We start from the raw sequence: 15,916 nt of genomic DNA, 5'->3' as shown, positions 1-15,916 counted from the left end.
AATGTAGGAATCCGCCCTAGGAGGAGCAGCATGCCCGACGTCGAAGTTTCCAACGAACCAACCGCCGCTGTGCATGTCCAGGGAGGCATCAAGCGGACGCTTCTGCAGAAGACCGAGTTCCCCAACGGATACGTCATCAACACGAGCATCATCGAGGTCCCGGCCGGCACGAGCGCGTCTCCGCACACCCACCCCGGTATCGAGACCGGCTACGTGATCGGCGGCGAGTTCTACTTGTGCGTCGAAGGCAAGCCGGATCAGCACCACGTCGTCGGCAGTTCCTATACGGTTCCCACTGACGCGGTGCATTACGCGCGGGTGCCCGGCCCCGATCCGCTGAAGGTGTTGTGCTTCTTCGTGGTGAACAACGACCAGCCCCTCGCTACAGTGGAACGGGCTGCCCCGTAACGGACGCGGAGCAGCTAACCGGTGTTCCTTCACAACGGCGTCTCGAGGTAACTGGCAGTGGCAGCAGAGCTACCCCCGAAAGCTGACGACAGTCGACGGCGAATGTGGCGGGAGGTCATCACAGCGCTGGGGTTGTCCGGGGGTGCGGCGGTCGCATTGGGACTCTCCCGCTTCTCTTACGGCTTGCTGCTGCCGCCAATGCGGGCGGACCTGGGATGGACGTACGTCGAGGCTGGCGCGATGAATACCGCGAACGGAGCGGGTTACGTCGTGGGTGCGCTGGTAGCGGCATGGATCGCTTACCGCTGGGGTATGGCGCGTACGTTTCTCCTGGGTTTCGCCGTAAGTGTCGCAATTCTCCTGGTTACCGCGGCCACCACGAATGTGTTCACCCTCGTGGTGTTGCGGACCATCGGAGGAGCCTCGACGGCGCTTACCTTTATCCTCGGGGCCGGATTGGCGTCCGCGATCTGCCCGGCGCAGGACCCGCGCCGGCGCGGCACGCTCGTCGGTCTTTACGTCGCCGGCGTGGGGGTCGGCATTGTGCTGGCTGGCGTGGCCATTCCCATCGTTCTGGGCAGTGGCCCGCAGCAATGGCCGGAGGGGTGGATTGTTCTCGGCCTCATCGGTGCCGTGTGCCTGCCAGCAGCGTGGTGGGCCGCCCGTAGCGTGCAAGAGCCGACGGGCGGCCGCATCGCCTTGTTGCGGGGCCGGGAATTCCGCAAGGTCGCGCCCACTTTTGTCGGATATGGGCTGTTCGGAGCCGGCTATGTCGGCTACATGACGTTCATTATCGCGTTGTTGCAGGAGCAGGGCGCAGCAGCGGACAGGTGATTTGGTTCTGGTCGGTACTGGGACTGGTGTCGGCCGTGGCGACCCTGCTCTGGGGAAAGGTGCTTGGCGTTATCCGGGAGTCGCGGGGGCCGTCCATGGTGTTCGCGACGGTCATGCTGGGCACCTTGCCGGTTTTGATCTTTCCCGGAAGCGCGGCGGCGATGTTCGTGTCCGCGATCCTTTTCGGGGGCAGCTTCTTGGCCGGTCCGACCGCGATCACGATCGTGGCGCAGCGGCAGCTGCCGGTCTCGTCGTGGACGGCGGCCATTGCGTTGCTGACGGTCGCGTTCGCGTTCGGACAGGCCGTCTCCCCGGTGCTGGCGGGCGCGATTTCGGATGCCACCGGAAACATCTCGGCCGGCTTCTGGGTGTCGCCGGTGTTGCTGGCGGTCGCCGCGGGTGTCAACCTGCTGCAGCGTCCAGCAGTTGATCAGATGAGCCGATCGCTCGACGAATCCAGCGGTCGGCCCACCTGACCCCCACCGTCCAGGAGGAACGCCATGCCGTATGAATACCTGCTCACCAGCGAGCACGGCGAACGCCCGCTGAAGACCGGTCTGATTCAGCTCAACCGGCCGAAGCAGATGAATGCCCTCAACGACCAGGTCATGGACGAACTGGGCGCGGCACTGCTGGCCTTCGACCAGGACGAGGGCATCGGCTGCATTGTGCTGACCGGCACCGAGAAAGCATTCGCCGCTGGGGCCGATATCGCGGCGATGAAGGACTACGACTTCATGCAGGCCTACACAACCAACTTCATCACGCGCAACTGGGAAACGATGCGCCAGGTGCGGAAGCCGGTCATCGCCGCGGTGGCCGGCTACGCACTCGGCGGCGGCTGCGAGGTGGCGATGATGGCGGACTTCATCATCGCCGCCGACACGGCCAGGTTCGGCCAGCCCGAGATCACGGTGGGCATCGTGCCTGGCGCTGGCGGGACGCAGCGGCTTCCGCGTGCGATCGGTAAAGCCAAGGCGATGGACATGGTGTTGACCGGCCGGATGATGGACGCCGCCGAGGCTGAGCGCGCCGGGCTCGTGTCGCGGGTGGTGGCAGCCGATGCGCTGATCCCGGAAGCGCTGAGCGCGGCCGACACCATTTGCGGCCTGGGCATGCCCAGCGTGATGCTTGCCAAAGATTGCGTGAACAGGGCGTTTGAAAGCCCGCTTTCCGAGGGGCTGACCTACGAGCGGCGCATGTTCCAAGCGTTGTTCGGCACGGAAGACCAGCGCGAAGGCATGGACGCCTTCCTCGCCAAACGCACGCCACAGTTCAAGCACCGCTAATACCGGCCGTTCGGGCTCGGCTGAATGGGGGACGATGTGCGACGAGACTTTCTTTAGCGTCCGAAGTGTAAAGCGTCGAGCATAATAGCAGCGCGCGGATTCCCCTGGTGAATCATGGTGCGCTGGTTTCTTGACGCTCTTTTCTCAAGGAGAAACACGACGACCATGAACGCTGAGCCGCGAAGACGCCCTCATCGAGCGAGCGCTTCGCGGCCTCCGTCAACGGAGCGAAGGTGCGCACGTGACCCTGATGGATACCACCCAGCCAACCTCGATGAAGCGCGGATTCCGCGCCTTCACCGCGAGACACCTGGACCAGTTGACCGCCCGCGCGGGATTGCCGCCCGCCGAGCGGCTGGCGGTGCGAGCGGTGGCGGAAGTCCTGCCGTTCCGGACCAACAACTACGTGGTCGATGAGCTGATCGACTGGTCATCGGCCCCGGACGACCCGATCTACCGGCTGATGTTCCCGCAGAAGGACATGCTGCCGGAGGAGGACGTCGCGCACATCGCCGACCTGCTGCGTCGCGACGCACCGCAGCACGAGGTACAGCAGGCCGTCCATCGGGTGCGGATGCGGCTCAACCCGCACCCGGCGGGCCAGATGCAGCTCAACCGGCCGGTTTTGGACGGAAACGTGCTGGAGGGCTTGCAGCACAAATACCGCGAGACGGTGCTGTTTTTCCCGCGCCAGGGGCAGACTTGCCACGCCTATTGCAGTTACTGCTTCCGCTGGCCGCAGTTCGTCGGTGAGCCCGGCTTGCGGATCGCGGCCGATGACGGTGGAGCCGAGGAACTCGTTGATTATCTGCTCGCACACCCCGAGGTCACCAATGTGCTGATCACCGGCGGCGACGCGATGATCATGAGCGCGACGGTGCTGCGGCGGTATGTGGAACCCCTGCTCGCGCTCGACCAGATCGAATCTATTCGGGTCGGCACCAAGGCATTGGCGTTCTGGCCGCGCAAGTTCGTCACCGATCCGGACGCCGCGGATTTGCTTGCGCTTTTCGAGCAGGTCGTCCGCTCGGGCCGGAATCTGGCCTTGATGGCCCATTTCTCCCATCTACGAGAACTCGAAACCCCGATTGTCGAGCAGGCGATTTCCCGGATCCGCAGTACCGGGGCCGTGATCCGCACCCAGGCGCCGCTGATCCGTTCCATTAACGATTCGCGCGAGGTGTGGGAAGCGATGTGGCGCCGGCAGGTGCGCCTTGGCATGGTCCCGTATTACATGTTCGTAGAGCGGGACACCGGTCCGGCGGACTACTTCGCGGTGCCGCTCGCGCGCGGGTACGAGATCTTTCGCGGCGCGTATGCCGCGGTCTCCGGCCTGGCGCGGACCGTGCGGGGGCCCTCGATGTCGACCACGGCGGGCAAGGTCTGCGTGGACGGGGTGGTCGAGGTGGCGGGTCGGAAGGTGTTCGCCCTGCACTTGATCCAAGCCCGCAATCCGGATCTGGTCGGCAGGCCGTTCTTCGCTGAGTACGACCCTGCCGCGGTCTGGTTGAGCGACCTCAAACCTGCGTTCAGCGATCGGTTTCCCCTTGAGGAAATCGGGGACTAGTCAGGCGGCTTGAGCGCGCAGCACCCGCCAGCACAGGTAGGCGCACACGCCCATCGCGGGTGCGCCGCCCAGTAATGTCGCGGCGATACCGAGCGGGGTCACTCGCTCGGTCAGGTACAACGGCAGCAACGCCGCCGTGGCGAGGACGTACTTCGCCAGGAAGATCGCCGTGCACAGTTGGTAACGTCGGCGCTGTGAAGGGTCCCGCCGCCAGCTGAACCGTTCGCCGCGGGCCGCGCCCAGCACCAGTCCGAGCACTGGCCACCGCACCAGAATGGACAGCAGGAACACCGCGCCTCCGACTGCCTGGGTGAGCACGGCTGGCAGGTAGAAGTCGACCGCGTTCCCGGTGCTCCCGGCCAGTAACGCCGAGACTCCGAAGATGGCCAGCCCGATCGCCGGCTGCCAGTACTTCCGGTCGGTGAAGACCCGGATCACGGCGAAAACCACCACTCCACCGACTGCGACCAACGCGGAGGTCGACACCTGATCGGTTGCCAAATAGGTGATCAGAAACAGCACCCGGGAAGCGACGCCTTCGGCGACCGTGCGCCAGCCGCCCATCGCGGCGAACAGGGACAACGACTTCTCAGTTAGGACGGAGAAGCTCATGCGCTCGCCTTGACCGGCACCGGAGCGGAGGCACGCATCGTGTCTTCGTAGGCACCGATCGCCTCGACCAGATCGACCCGGCCGCGGTCGGCCTCGATCAAGGCTTCGCGGAGACGGTGTGCGTCCTGCATCGCGAGGTTGCCGCCGAACCCTCGCGCCAGGTGGATGGCGTCGCCGAGAACCGTCACCGGGCTGGCTGGCCAGGCGGGGACCGGCGGGATCGTCCCGATGCGCAGCGTGGACGTCATTTCCGGCCACGCCTCGTCGACGATCCGCCGCAGGACGGGAGGCAGGTCCGGCTGTTCCCGCGTGGCCGGCAGTGCCCACATCAGGTAGTCCTCGAGCGAGGCGACCGCATCGTGGTGCAGAGCGGGCAGCAATCGTTGCCGCGCCACGATCGGCGGCGAGGTGAACCGCAGCGCGGCCAGCACCATCGTCAGGTCTCCCACCCGGGCGACGGCGGGGTTGCTGCCGATCAAGTCCGGCAATCCCGCCGCAAACCGCAACGCGGTAGCGCCCATGAGCATGCGCTGCCCCGAATCGACCACTCGCGCCTGCGGCAGATACTGACGGCGGACCGCCGAGCCGATCCCGTCCGCGCCGACCAGGACGTCCGCCGTGTCCGTGCGACCGTCGGCACACCACACCTTGACCGTGCCGTCCGTTTGCTGCTCGAACCGCGTGAACTCCGCTCCGAAGTGGACCGCGTCCGCCAAGCCGGTCAGCAAAACCGCACGCAGCAAAGGACGATGCGTTTGCCGTCCAGGTCGCGCGGCGGACGGTTGAGCGCCAACGACCGCGAGTGCTCCGTCCACTTCGGACACCGAAAGCGTCTGCTCGCGCAGCCCGCCCATCGTGGCTTCGACCATCGCGGCGTGTGCCGGCGGCAGGCATCCGCGCAACGCCGAAGCGCCCCGATCGTCCACATGCAGGCTTACCCCTTGCATGCGCCCCTCCGCGCCGTCTCGCTCGTAGACGGCGACGTCGATCCCCGCCTGACGCAGCCCTTGCGCGAGCGTCAACCCACCCAGACCTGCGCCGATCACGATCACTTTCATCCGTGCCCCTTTTTTCTTCATCACTGATGAAGTTCAGGCTAGCGCGACTCGACTCGAAACTCCACCAACGATGAAGAAAGCTCGGCTAGACTCACCGGCGTCATGGCAGAACAGAGTGCGCGCCCCGGACGCTGGCGAACCGGGGCGGAGAGCAAGCAGCGAATCCTGGACGCGGCACGCGCGCTGTTCCGGGAGCGCGGTTACGGCGGCACGACGGTGCGCGCGGTCGCGACCGAGGCGGGTGTCGATCCCGCGATGGTGTTCTACTTCTTCGGCAACAAGCAGAGCCTCTTCGCCGCGGCGGTCGAGATGTCCGCGCAGCTCCCGCCGGCCATCGAGGCGGTGTTCGCCGGCGGACTCGACGGCCTCGGCGAGCGCATCGTCCGGACGCTTCTGGAGAACCTGGACGCCTCGGGCCGGACCCCGCTCGCGATGTTCACCCGGTCAGCCCCGGCCGAGGACCAGTCCGACACGCTCATTCGCGAGTATGTCGACCGGGAAATCACCCAGCGATTGGCGAAGCTGCTCGACACTCCGGACGCCGCGGACCGGGCGGGCATGGTCAACGTCCAGCTCCTGGGCCTCACCGTGGCGCGGTACGTCGTGCGGATCGAGCCGATCGCGTCGTCGTCGATCGACGAGCTGGTCAGCCGGTTCGGCCCGCTCGTGCAGCACTGCCTCGTCGGGGCGGCTGGACGAACAGCTGGTCCAGATGCCGATCGATAGCCGCGAGCGCGGCGCGGGGCTCGATCACGTCGAGGTCCAGCAGCGGCGTCAACCCGGTCAGCGCGAGAACGAGGTTCGTCTCGACCTCTGGGTCGCGATCCGCGGGAATGTGCCCGTCAGCGATGGCCTGCCGGAGCAGGTGCTCGACGATCGCGCGCTTCTCTCGTAACTCGTCGCGCAGCCGTGCGTGCAACTCCGGGTCGTGCAGGGCTTCGAGGACGTACGCGGCGCTCATCCGGCTCGTCGCGCGGGAGTCGGGGTGCAGCGGCAGCATCTCGGCGAGCGTCACGCGCAGCACCTCGCGAGGATGCGTGGCACCGGCCAGGCCCTCGGCGACCCGGTGCGAGGTGTGCTCCGCGGCGAACTCCATCGCGAACGTGAGCATCGCCGTCCGGGTCGAGAAATAGTGCTGCACCTGCCCGAGCGAGGCCCCCGCCTCGCGGGCGACCTCGCGCATCGTCGCCCGGTTCCAGCCCTGCTGCTCCACCACCCGCCACAGCGCGCGGGCGATCTCCTCCCGGCGCTCACGGTGGTCGACCTTCTTCGGCACGCCAGCCCTTTCCCTCGGTGCTGACATAATACACTTGACTTGCAACCGGTGGGCGAGCGAGGATGATCGAGAAGGCGCGACCAGCGGTCCGCACGGTCGAGGGGGTCGTGACGGGCCGCTGGCGCTCTCCGATTCGCCGGTCCCGGTTTCATCACGGAACGGCCCGATGTTCTTTGCGACGCACCACAACCTGCGTTCGAGCCGCATCGGTCAACGATCAGCAGCTGACCGCCTCCACGAGGTCTACTCGCGACCGAGCCCGCGTTCGATCAGATACTGCTGTTCGAGTTCCGGATAGCTGACGTCGTCCGGGAAATCGTCCTCGGCCAGCAAGCCAATCCCCCAGGGAACCGGACAGGGCGAGGCATGCTCGGGTTCCGGGCACAGCAGCAGCTTGATCCGCTCAATCAGCTCCCGCGCCTGATCCTCGGTCGCGTAAACACCGACCCTGATCTCGAAAGTCTTGCGTTCGTCCGTCATTGCCTCTCCGTCTGCTCTTTCTAGCAATAGCGAGCGGAGCTGCGCGGCGGCAAACGGTTTTTCTCAGCCTCGGCGCAACGCTCCGTGCTGGGCAAGGAAACGTCGCTGTTCCGCCGCCGCGTCCAGGTCCTCTGGGCTGTCGCCGCCGAACCCGCCATGCGGCATCGCCTCGAACACGTGCAACTCGGTCGGCACGCCCGCGGCGCGCAGCTTTCGATGCATCCGAACTGTGTTCGACAGGAACAAATCGCGGGTGCCGCTCTTGAGAAAGGTCGGCGGAAAGCCGGAAACATCGCCGAAAATCGGGGACAGGTAAGGATCTCGCGGATCGGCTCCCGCCGCGTAGAGGGCGTTTGTCGGAGCCAAACTGCGGAGGACGTTGTCGACGCCGTTGAGGGTCTGGAAAGTGTCGCCAGATTCGGTCAGGTCGATCTGCGGGGTGTTGAGCACCAACGCGGCAGGCATTGGCAACCCCATATCCTTGGCGCGCAACAGAAGCGCGGCGGCGATGTTTCCGCCCGCGGAATCCCCGCCGACAAACACCTGCGACGGTTCACGCTCCCGCAGCGCGCGGCGGTACACCGACAGCGCATCGTTCAACGCGGCCGGATACGGATGCAACGGCGGCAGCCGATAGTCGACGCCCCACACGAGCATGCCCGTCGACAACGCGGTCTTGGCAGTCGTCGCCCGGCATGCTTCGCCGCCGCCGACCAGGAGGCCGCCCGGGTGCATCCACAGAAAGATCGCCTCGCCGTCGGCCCCGTGCGGCCTGGCTGCGTACCCGATCGCCCCGTCGGCCTCGAAGTCTTCGACCGCCACCGGCAGTTCGGCGATGGGGAACCGCCGAGCCGTCGACTGATTCGCCTGGGCGGCCAGCGCGAGCCAGCCGTCGGTGTCGTCCGCGTCCGGATACGTCAACTCGCCGACGTCGAAAGCCAGCCAGGCCCTGGCCTGCTCGCTGACAGTGGACGGCGCGGGAAACGCTCGCTCGCTCATGACTGACCCCCTCTGCTGCTATCTTAACTGACTAAATTTAGTGACACAAGAAAGTAGGATCCCATGCCCCGAACCGGCGAACGAGGAGGCCCGCAGACGCGTGCCCGGATCCTGGAGGTGGCGAACCGGCTGTTCCTGGAGCGCGGATACGAGGCCGTCACGGTCGCCGAGGTCGCGCGCGAGGCTGGCGTCTCCAGCGTGACGGTCTTCAATCACTTCGCGCGCAAGGAAGACCTCTTCCTGGACCGAGCGACCGACGCCGCCGACCTGCTGCGCGTCGCCGTCCGAGACCGCGCGCCGGACGTCGATGTCCTGACTTCCTTGCAGGACCTGGCTTTCCGCCTCTGCGACGAGCGCGCACCGCTATCGGGACTCAGCGCTCGTGCGGCACCGTTCTTCCGGACCGTCGCCGGTTCGCCCGCGCTGATCGCCCGCGCGCGAGCTATCGGTGCCGAACTCCAGACCACGCTGGCCGACGAGCTGTTCCAAGACCCGAACTTCGAGGGAGACCGGGTTTTGCTCGCGGCATTCTTCATGGCTGGCTACAGCGCGGTGCTGGTGGAAACTGCCCGCCGCCGCGTCGAAGGCGAGCCGGACAAAGCGTTGGCGAAAGATCACCGCCGTCGTCTCGAGCGGCTGTTCACGGCGCTGCGCGAGGGCTTCGCAGCGCACTGATGATCGCCGCGGCACCGGTCGTCACCTCAGCTCAGGTGAGGCACTACGGATCGTCTCGCTGAGCCGTCGCAGGACGTCCAGTTGGGCCGGGTTGTAGAGGTCCGCGAACGCCTTGTCGATCGTCTCTCGGGCGTACTTCTTGCCGCGCGGTGCGTCCTCGCCCAGGGTGGTCAACCCCGGATGCTCCCGGTACATCGAGCGCAGGTACGGAAACATCCGCTGAGCCAGCTCGGCGCGGGTCTTTTCATCGGCATCGGGCGGCAGAGACTCAAACTCGTCACCGACGGGATCGGCGGTCGGGTTCTGCACGAAATCGGCGTAGGCGGTCATGCCCTTGGGGCCGAGTACGCGGCTCATGACGGTGACGAACGAACGGTCCGCCTCGGTCATCGGACGGTCGGCTGCCGTGGCGAGTTCGGTGGGCAGTTCGGTCGGGGCCGACTCGCGCAGGATGAACCCGAGTTCGACGCGGGCTCGTTGCAAGCGTTCGATCGTGGCCGCCAGTTCGGCGTCGAGGGTGCGTAGAGCCTCCGCCGGATGGTCGTCGCGTTCGCCGAGGTCGGCGATCTGCGTGAGGGAAAACCCCAGGCCGACGAGGCGTTTGATGCGCAGCAGCCGGACTAGGTGAACGACGCCGTACTGCTTGTACCCGTTGGCGAGACGTTCCGGCTCGGCGAGCAGGCCGACCTCGTGATAGTGCCGGACCGCGCGCAGGCTGGTGCCGGCTAGCTCGGCGATCTCGCGCGTGCTCCAAGCCATGGGGTCTCTCATTCCGTTCGCGGCCGGACGGACTCCAGTCGAAACCATGCCGCTGCGGCACGGTCAACCCGGAGCTGTTTCGGATGTGACCCAGGTCATCGCCGTCGAGTCACCGCGGGGGCCAGCGAGGGTGCGCGCGGAACTCACCGCCGGATAACCCCGAAGCCAGGAACGAACGCCCGGACAGCTGATCCTTTCCTCTGGATCGGTTACGCAACCCGGTGAGACCCACCTCATGAACTCACTCAAGTGGGTGACATGCAACCGGGTTGGGTCCTGTTCTCAGCCGCTCCGGTGGACCAGTCGAGTCACCTGGTCGTGTCTGGTTTCGAAACCGTGAACAACAGTAGGTAATCTTCCGTAACGGGTGCGGGGAGCCGCCTCCAACCCACGGTCTGCCGGAGGGCTTCGTTGATCAAGCTCATGTTCGCCGACGACGAGGAACTAGTTCGGTCGGGGCTGCGCGCCATGATGTCCGGGGCCGCGGACATCGAGATCGTGGGCGAGGCAAGCGACGGCAGATCGGCGGTCGAGGTCGCCCGTCGTTATCACCCGGACGTCGCGCTGCTCGACATCAAGATGCGCGCCCCTGACGACGGCATTCGCGCGCTTCGGGCCATTCTCGCCCTGCCTGATCCGCCGACCGTCGCCATGCTCACCACCTTCGACATCGACGAGTACGTCAGCCTCGCGCTGCGGCTCGGCGCCAACGGCTTCCTGCTGAAGGACATCGACCCGGCGGCGCTGCTGCGGGCCGTGCGCGACCTGGCCAAAGGCGGTGCCGTCCTTGACCCGGGCGTGGCCGTGCGGATGGTCCAGAGCCACCGCGACGAGCAGCGGGCCGCGCAGCCGGCGCGCAAACTCCTGGCCTCGCTGTCCGAACGCGAACGCGAGGTCGTCGCGCTGATCGGGCAGGGGCTTTCGAACGCCGAGATCGGCGGGCGGCTGCACCTGTCCGAGGCGACGGTGAAGGGATATGTCTCGGCGGTGCTGTCGAAGATCGGCGCGGCCAACCGGGTGCAGGCCGCGCTCCTGGCCTATCGCGGCGGGCTTCTCGACCAGTAGAACCAGCAGATGCTGCTGACCGCGCTCGAGTTCCTCGGGCTGGTGGCGTTCGCGGCGTCCGGGGCGCTGGCCGCGGTCCGGGCGCGGCTGGACGTGTTCGGCGTCGTCGTGGTCGGCCTGACCACGGCGCTCGGCGGCGGCGTCATCCGCGACGTGCTCCTCGGCATTCACCCGCCGACGTCCCTGCGCAACTGGCCGTACCTGGCCGTCTGCGCGGCGGCGGCGCTGGTGGTGTTCGCCTTCCATCCGCAGGTCGCCCGGCTGCGGCACGCGGTGCTGCTCGCGGACGCGGTCGGGCTCGGCGTGTTCGCCACCTCCGGGACGACGGTGGCGCTCAACGCGGGCACGACCGGGTACGCCGCCTGTCTGATCGGGATGACCAGCGGCATCGGCGGAGGCGCGGTCCGCGACCTGCTGCTGCGGGAGATTCCGCTCGTGCTGCGCAAGGAGATCTACGCGATGGCCGCGCTGACCGGCGCGGTGTGCGTCTGGGCGGGGCACGCGCTGAGCCTCCCGGCCGGGGTGGTCACCACCTTCTCCGCCGTGGTCGTGGTCGCGATCCGGGTGCTTACGCTCTGGCGACACTGGAACGCTCCCGTCGCGCGGCCGCCGGAAGAGCGTTCGCTGTGATTTCCGCGTCCGCGATCCCCGGCGCGGCCAGTGCGGATGTGCCTCGTGCCCGCAGTCGTCCCGGATGCTCTTTGTGTGTTCTGCGTGTGTTCTTAGGCGGGTCTCAGCACTCTGCGTAAGACTGACGGCATGCGCATCCTCGTAGTGGACGACGACCGTGCCGTCCGTGAATCGCTCAGGCGGTCTTTGGAGTTCAACGGCTACACCGTGGAGCTGGCGAGCGATGGTGCGCAGGCATTGGAGACGATCCTCGCCAACCGTCCGGACGCGATGGTTCTCGACGTCATGATGCCGCGTCTCGACGGGCTCGAAGTGGCCCGCCGGCTCCGCAGCACCGGTGACGACCTGCCGATTCTCGTGCTGACCGCGCGCGACACCGTCTCCGACCGGGTTTCCGGCCTCGACGCCGGCGCCGACGACTACCTGCCCAAGCCGTTCGCTCTGGAGGAACTGCTCGCCCGGCTGCGCGCGCTGCTGCGCCGCGCCGCTCCGGACGCGCAGCAGGGCGAGACTTCGGAGGTGCTGTCGTTCGCCGACCTCACGCTGGACCCGGGCACTCGCGAGGTCCGCCGCGGCGGCCGCGAGATCAGCCTCACCCGCACCGAGTTCGCGCTGCTCGAGCTGTTCCTCTCGTACCCCAAGCACGTGCTGACCCGCGGAAGGATCCTGGAGGAAGTATGGGGTTACGACTTCCCGACGTCGGGCAACGCGCTGGAGGTCTACGTCGGTTATTTGCGCCGCAAGACGGAAGCGGAGGGCGAACCGAGGCTGATCCACACGGTGCGTGGAGTGGGGTACGTCCTGCGCGAGACCCCGCCGTGACCGATCACCCGGCGGGCGAGCAGGCCGCGCCGGCTGGGGAGGTCCCCGATCCGCGCGGCACCCGGTGGAGCACTCGCCGGTTTTCGCTGCGCGGTCGCGTCACGCTGCTCGCCGCCGCGTGTGTGGCGGGCGCGGTGGCGCTGGTTTCGTTGTGCGCGTACCTGGTGGTGCGCAACAACCTCCTCACCCAGCTCGACGACAACCTGCTGGCCCGCGCACAAGCCGCGGCGAACTCGCCGCAGGTGCCGACCGACCAGCTGCGCGAGGTGCCGGGAGCCTTGCTCGCCAGCGCTGACCTGCAGATCGGCCAGCTCAACGGCCTCACCGGCGACCTGATCTATCCGCAGCCGGGCACGCGGCCGCCGGTGGGCCCGGCCGAGATGCGCGTCGCGACCGGTGTGCTTCCGCAGTCGCTGCGCACCGACGTGACCACGGGCATGCGGGTGGCCGCGGTCCCGCTCGGGCACGGGCAGGCGATCGTGCTGGCGCAGTCGATGGCGCCGACGATGCGTGCGCTGAACCAGCTGTCCGTGGTGCTGTTCCTGGTCGGCGGTGCCGGAATCGTGGTGGCCGCGGGCGCGGGCACGGCGGTCGCGCGCGCCGGATTGCGCCCGGTCGACCGCCTGACGTCCGCCGCCGAACGGGTGGCCGCGACCGGTGACCTGCGTCCGATCCCGGTGAGCGGCGACGACGAACTCGCCCGGCTCACGCACAGTTTCAACATCATGCTCGGCACGGTCGCGGACTCGCAGGAACGGCAACGGCAGCTGGTCGCCGACGCCGGGCACGAGCTGCGCACCCCGCTCACGTCCATGCGCACCAACCTGGAACTCCTGCTGTCCGCGAGCCGTCCGGGCGCGCCGTCGCTGCCGGACGAGGACCGCGCCGACATCGAGGCCGACATCCGCGGCCAGCTCGACGAACTCACCCAGCTCATCGGCGACCTCGTGGAGCTGGCCCGCCAGGACGAACCGCGTGAGCAGGCCGAACGCGTCGACCTGATGGACGTGGTCGAGCGCGCGCTGGACCGGGCGCGCCGCCGGGCGGGCGAGATCGAGTTCGAGGTCTCGCTGCAGCCGTGGGTGCTCACCGGCGACAACAGCTCGCTCGAACGGGCAGTGCTGAACCTGCTGGACAACGCGGTGAAGTTCTCGCCGCAGGGCTCGCGGGTGCGGGTCACGCTGCGTCCGCTCGGCGACGGCACCGCGGTGGTCGAGGTCGCGGACTCCGGACCCGGCATCGCCGAGGAAGACCTGCCCAAGGTGTTCGACCGTTTCTACCGCTCGTCGGAGGCGCGCACCCTGCCCGGATCCGGCCTCGGGCTGGCGATCGTGCAGCACGCGGCGGAACGGCACGGCGGCACGGTTTACGCCAACCGGGCACCCGAAGGCGGTGCTCTGCTCACCATCCGGCTACCGGGGGCGCCGATCGCCTGATCCGGCCCGCCACGCTTGGCCGTCGCCCGGCAGGGGGACGCTCGATCTGCACGTCGCGCACACCTGATGTTGAATCGTGTAGGATTTTGTGTAGTTGATGGGTGTGCTTGGGGAGTGGCGGTGCTCGCGCGGCAGCGACAGGCGGTGATCCTCGAGGAAGCACGCCGGACCGGTGCGGTCCGGGTCAGTGACCTCGTCGCGAGGCTCGGCGTTTCCGACATGACGGTCCGCCGCGACCTCGACGTGCTCGCGGGCCGCGGCCTGGTGGAGAAGGTCTACGGCGGCGCGACGTCGCTGGTCGGCAAGAGCACCGACGAGCCGGGCTTCGAGGCGAAATCGGTGCGGCAGCGCGCGCAGAAGGAAGCGATCGCCGAACTGGCGGCCACCCTCGTCAAGCCGGGCACCGCGATCGGCCTCTCCGCGGGCACCACCACTTGGACGCTCGCACACGCGCTCGACGGCATCGAGGGCCTCACCATCGTCACCAACTCGATCCAGGTCGCCGACGTGCTGCGCAATGCGGGGCAGCCAGATCGCACAGTCGTCCTCACCGGCGGGGTGCGGACGCCGTCGGACGCGCTGGTCGGCCCGGTCGCCGTGCAGAGCCTGCGCACGCTGCACCTCGACCTGGTGTTCCTCGGCGTGCACGGGATGGCGGTGGGGCCCGGGTTCACCACCCCGAACCTCACCGAGAGCGAAACCGACCGCGCGCTGGTGGAGGCCGGGCGGCGGCTGGTGGTGCTCGCCGACCACACGAAGTGGGGCACCGTCGGCATTTCCACGATCGCGGACCTGGAAGAAGCGCAGGTCGTGGTGACCGACGACGGACTGGACGACCGTGCGCGGGAAGACCTCGCGGAGCGGGTCGGAGAACTCATGATCGCCGAAACGGCGGAGAACCTCGAGGCAGAAGAAGCGTGAAACGCACTGTGCGGCACCTGGCCGACGGCCGGGAGATCATCTATTTCGACCACACCGACGTCCACGAGCGGCTCGCCGAGGACACCCGGGATCTCCCGCCGGTCGCGGCTGCCTCGGAGATCCGCCGCGACCCGCTCACCGGCGAGTGGGTCGCGATGGCGGCGCACCGCCAGACGCGCACGTACAAGCCGCCCGCCGACCTCTGCCCGCTCTGCCCGACCCGGCCGGGCAAGCCGAGCGAGATTCCCGAAGCCGACTACGACGTCGTCGTGTTCGAGAACCGGTTCCCGTCGTTCTCGCAGCAGGCCACCGGCGAACCGTCCACTGTGGACGGCTTGGGTCTGGTGCCGACCGCGCCGGGCCTCGGCCGCTGCGAGGTCGTGTGCTTCACCAGCGACCACGACGGCGCGTTTTCCCGGCTGACACCGGACCAGGTGCGGCTCGTGGTGGACGCCTGGGCCGACCGCACCGCCGCGCTCGCCCAGACGCCTGGCGTGGAACAGGTCTTCCCGTTCGAGAACCGCGGCGAGGAAATCGGCGTCACGCTCTCGCATCCGCACGGCCAGATCTACGGCTACCCGTTCGTCACCCCGAAAACCGAGCGGATGCTGGCGGTCGCGCGCGAACACGGCGGCTCGGTGCTCGGCGACGTCCTGGCGGCGGAACAGAAATCGGGCGAGCGCGTGATCGCCACCGGCGAGCACTGGACGGCTTTCGTGCCGCCTGCCGCGCGCTGGCCGGTGCACATCCAGATCGTGCCGCACCGGCAGACGCCGGACCTCCCGTCGCTCACCGACGCCGAGCGCGACGACTTTTCCCGCGTGTACCTGGACGTGCTCCGCCGATGCGACGCTCTGTACGACCGTCCGCTGCCCTACATCGCGGGCTGGCACCAGGCTCCGGTGCGGCGGGACCGGGAGCTGTCGTGGCTGCACCTGGAGCTGTTCTCGGTGCTGCGGGCCAAGGACAAGCTGAAGTACCTGGCCGGCTCCGAGTCCGGCATGGCGGTCTGGATCAACGACGCCACGCCGGAACAGATCGCGGAGCGGCTTCGCGCGGCAGGCTGACCGGAACTGGCGGCATAC

17 protein-coding genes and 1 pseudogene are annotated in these 15,916 nt (G+C 67.8%); 12 read left to right on the top strand and 6 right to left on the bottom strand.

Annotation, left to right across the window (positions count from 1 at the left end; genetic code table 11):
- Window positions 1-30: 30 nt before the first annotated feature.
- From RPX00_RS07620 to RPX00_RS07605, 4 genes and pseudogenes are all read left to right on the top strand, one after another.
- Window positions 31-408: a cupin domain-containing protein gene (locus tag RPX00_RS07620; protein ID WP_406638756.1), complete on the top strand. Its 378-nt coding sequence runs from the start codon at window positions 31-33 to the stop codon at window positions 406-408.
- Between the two features lie 102 nt (window positions 409-510).
- Window positions 511-1,718, top strand: a pseudogene (locus tag RPX00_RS07615) (YbfB/YjiJ family MFS transporter).
- Window positions 1,719-1,742: 24 nt separating this feature from the next.
- On the top strand, window positions 1,743-2,531 hold the full coding sequence (locus RPX00_RS07610; protein WP_406638755.1) for an enoyl-CoA hydratase: 789 nt from the start codon (window positions 1,743-1,745) through the stop codon (window positions 2,529-2,531).
- 241 nt (window positions 2,532-2,772) lie between these two features.
- The gene (locus RPX00_RS07605; RefSeq protein WP_406638754.1) at window positions 2,773-4,098 is read left to right on the top strand and encodes a KamA family radical SAM protein; all 1,326 of its coding nucleotides are present in this window, start codon (window positions 2,773-2,775) and stop codon (window positions 4,096-4,098) included.
- On the opposite strand, the gene RPX00_RS07600 is transcribed toward RPX00_RS07605, so the two are convergent.
- Together RPX00_RS07600 and RPX00_RS07595 are read right to left on the bottom strand one after the other, a co-directional pair.
- Window positions 4,099-4,710, bottom strand: a complete 612-nt coding sequence (locus RPX00_RS07600) for a DUF3159 domain-containing protein (protein ID WP_406638753.1) — start codon at window positions 4,708-4,710, stop codon at window positions 4,099-4,101.
- Entirely contained in the window at window positions 4,707-5,768 is a 1,062-nt protein-coding gene (locus tag RPX00_RS07595) for an FAD-dependent oxidoreductase (RefSeq protein WP_406638752.1), read from the bottom strand. Before RPX00_RS07595 ends, RPX00_RS07600 begins: the two co-directional genes overlap by 4 nt.
- A gap of 102 nt (window positions 5,769-5,870) precedes the next feature.
- On the opposite strand from RPX00_RS07595, the gene RPX00_RS07590 reads away from it, so the two are divergent.
- Entirely contained in the window at window positions 5,871-6,494 is a 624-nt protein-coding gene (locus RPX00_RS07590) for a TetR family transcriptional regulator (RefSeq protein ID WP_406638751.1), read from the top strand.
- On the opposite strand, the gene RPX00_RS07585 is transcribed toward RPX00_RS07590, so the two are convergent.
- The 3 genes from RPX00_RS07585 to RPX00_RS07575 form a co-directional block, all read right to left on the bottom strand.
- Complete coding sequence (locus RPX00_RS07585) at window positions 6,415-7,044, bottom strand: TetR/AcrR family transcriptional regulator (protein ID WP_406638750.1); 630 nt, start codon at window positions 7,042-7,044, stop codon at window positions 6,415-6,417. The genes RPX00_RS07590 and RPX00_RS07585 overlap by 80 nt on opposite strands.
- 243 nt (window positions 7,045-7,287) lie before the next feature.
- The gene (locus RPX00_RS07580) at window positions 7,288-7,524 is read right to left on the bottom strand and encodes a hypothetical protein (protein ID WP_406638749.1); all 237 of its coding nucleotides are present in this window, start codon (window positions 7,522-7,524) and stop codon (window positions 7,288-7,290) included.
- Window positions 7,525-7,587: 63 nt separating this feature from the next.
- Window positions 7,588-8,523: an alpha/beta hydrolase gene (locus RPX00_RS07575; protein ID WP_406638748.1), complete on the bottom strand. Its 936-nt coding sequence runs from the start codon at window positions 8,521-8,523 to the stop codon at window positions 7,588-7,590.
- Window positions 8,524-8,586: 63 nt separating this feature from the next.
- Between RPX00_RS07575 and RPX00_RS07570 the strand changes: the two genes are divergently transcribed.
- The gene (locus tag RPX00_RS07570) at window positions 8,587-9,198 is read left to right on the top strand and encodes a TetR/AcrR family transcriptional regulator (RefSeq protein WP_406638747.1); all 612 of its coding nucleotides are present in this window, start codon (window positions 8,587-8,589) and stop codon (window positions 9,196-9,198) included.
- A 21-nt stretch (window positions 9,199-9,219) separates the two neighbouring features.
- Here RPX00_RS07570 and RPX00_RS07565 read toward each other — a convergent pair whose 3' ends face one another.
- Window positions 9,220-9,957: a MerR family transcriptional regulator gene (locus RPX00_RS07565; protein WP_406638746.1), complete on the bottom strand. Its 738-nt coding sequence runs from the start codon at window positions 9,955-9,957 to the stop codon at window positions 9,220-9,222.
- 411 nt (window positions 9,958-10,368) lie between these two features.
- On the opposite strand from RPX00_RS07565, the gene RPX00_RS07560 reads away from it, so the two are divergent.
- From RPX00_RS07560 to galT, 6 genes are all read left to right on the top strand, one after another.
- The gene (locus RPX00_RS07560; RefSeq protein ID WP_378299992.1) at window positions 10,369-11,022 is read left to right on the top strand and encodes a response regulator; all 654 of its coding nucleotides are present in this window, start codon (window positions 10,369-10,371) and stop codon (window positions 11,020-11,022) included.
- 9 nt (window positions 11,023-11,031) lie between these two features.
- The gene (locus RPX00_RS07555) at window positions 11,032-11,652 is read left to right on the top strand and encodes a trimeric intracellular cation channel family protein (protein WP_406638745.1); all 621 of its coding nucleotides are present in this window, start codon (window positions 11,032-11,034) and stop codon (window positions 11,650-11,652) included.
- Window positions 11,653-11,781: 129 nt separating this feature from the next.
- Window positions 11,782-12,474 carry a response regulator transcription factor gene (locus RPX00_RS07550; protein WP_009083592.1) on the top strand — a complete coding sequence of 231 codons (693 nt, stop codon included), beginning with the start codon at window positions 11,782-11,784 and terminating at the stop codon, window positions 12,472-12,474.
- Window positions 12,471-13,910 carry an ATP-binding protein gene (locus tag RPX00_RS07545; RefSeq protein WP_406638744.1) on the top strand — a complete coding sequence of 480 codons (1,440 nt, stop codon included), beginning with the start codon at window positions 12,471-12,473 and terminating at the stop codon, window positions 13,908-13,910. Before RPX00_RS07550 ends, RPX00_RS07545 begins: the two co-directional genes overlap by 4 nt.
- Window positions 13,911-14,030: 120 nt before the next feature.
- Window positions 14,031-14,831, top strand: coding sequence for a DeoR/GlpR family DNA-binding transcription regulator (locus RPX00_RS07540; RefSeq protein ID WP_093575557.1), 801 nt, complete (start codon window positions 14,031-14,033; stop codon window positions 14,829-14,831).
- Window positions 14,828-15,898: a galactose-1-phosphate uridylyltransferase gene (gene galT, locus RPX00_RS07535; RefSeq protein ID WP_406638743.1), complete on the top strand. Its 1,071-nt coding sequence runs from the start codon at window positions 14,828-14,830 to the stop codon at window positions 15,896-15,898. The genes RPX00_RS07540 and galT overlap by 4 nt, the downstream gene beginning before the upstream one ends.
- Window positions 15,899-15,916: the final 18 nt, after the last annotated feature.

The sequence above is a fragment of the Amycolatopsis sp. WGS_07 genome, from assembly GCF_045278895.1.
GTDB lineage: Bacteria > Actinomycetota > Actinomycetes > Mycobacteriales > Pseudonocardiaceae > Amycolatopsis.
The sequence above is the reverse complement of the archived record's forward strand: the minus strand, read 5'-3'. Positions and strand labels throughout refer to the sequence as shown.

What these genes read in the sequence shown, in the direction of transcription:
- RPX00_RS07555 (WP_406638745.1), top strand. Translation starts at nt 11,032, where the DNA reads ATGCTGCTGACCGCGCTCGAGTTCCTCGGGCTGGTGGCGTTCGCGGCG.
- RPX00_RS07620 (WP_406638756.1), top strand. Translation starts at nt 31, where the DNA reads ATGCCCGACGTCGAAGTTTCCAACGAACCAACCGCCGCTGTGCATGTC.
- RPX00_RS07590 (WP_406638751.1), top strand. Translation starts at nt 5,871, where the DNA reads ATGGCAGAACAGAGTGCGCGCCCCGGACGCTGGCGAACCGGGGCGGAG.
- RPX00_RS07580 (WP_406638749.1), bottom strand. Translation starts at nt 7,524, where the DNA reads ATGACGGACGAACGCAAGACTTTCGAGATCAGGGTCGGTGTTTACGCG.
- RPX00_RS07610 (WP_406638755.1), top strand. Translation starts at nt 1,743, where the DNA reads ATGCCGTATGAATACCTGCTCACCAGCGAGCACGGCGAACGCCCGCTG.
- RPX00_RS07595 (WP_406638752.1), bottom strand. Translation starts at nt 5,768, where the DNA reads ATGAAAGTGATCGTGATCGGCGCAGGTCTGGGTGGGTTGACGCTCGCG.
- RPX00_RS07575 (WP_406638748.1), bottom strand. Translation starts at nt 8,523, where the DNA reads ATGAGCGAGCGAGCGTTTCCCGCGCCGTCCACTGTCAGCGAGCAGGCC.
- RPX00_RS07570 (WP_406638747.1), top strand. Translation starts at nt 8,587, where the DNA reads ATGCCCCGAACCGGCGAACGAGGAGGCCCGCAGACGCGTGCCCGGATC.
- RPX00_RS07565 (WP_406638746.1), bottom strand. Translation starts at nt 9,957, where the DNA reads ATGGCTTGGAGCACGCGCGAGATCGCCGAGCTAGCCGGCACCAGCCTG.
- RPX00_RS07550 (WP_009083592.1), top strand. Translation starts at nt 11,782, where the DNA reads ATGCGCATCCTCGTAGTGGACGACGACCGTGCCGTCCGTGAATCGCTC.
- RPX00_RS07600 (WP_406638753.1), bottom strand. Translation starts at nt 4,710, where the DNA reads ATGAGCTTCTCCGTCCTAACTGAGAAGTCGTTGTCCCTGTTCGCCGCG.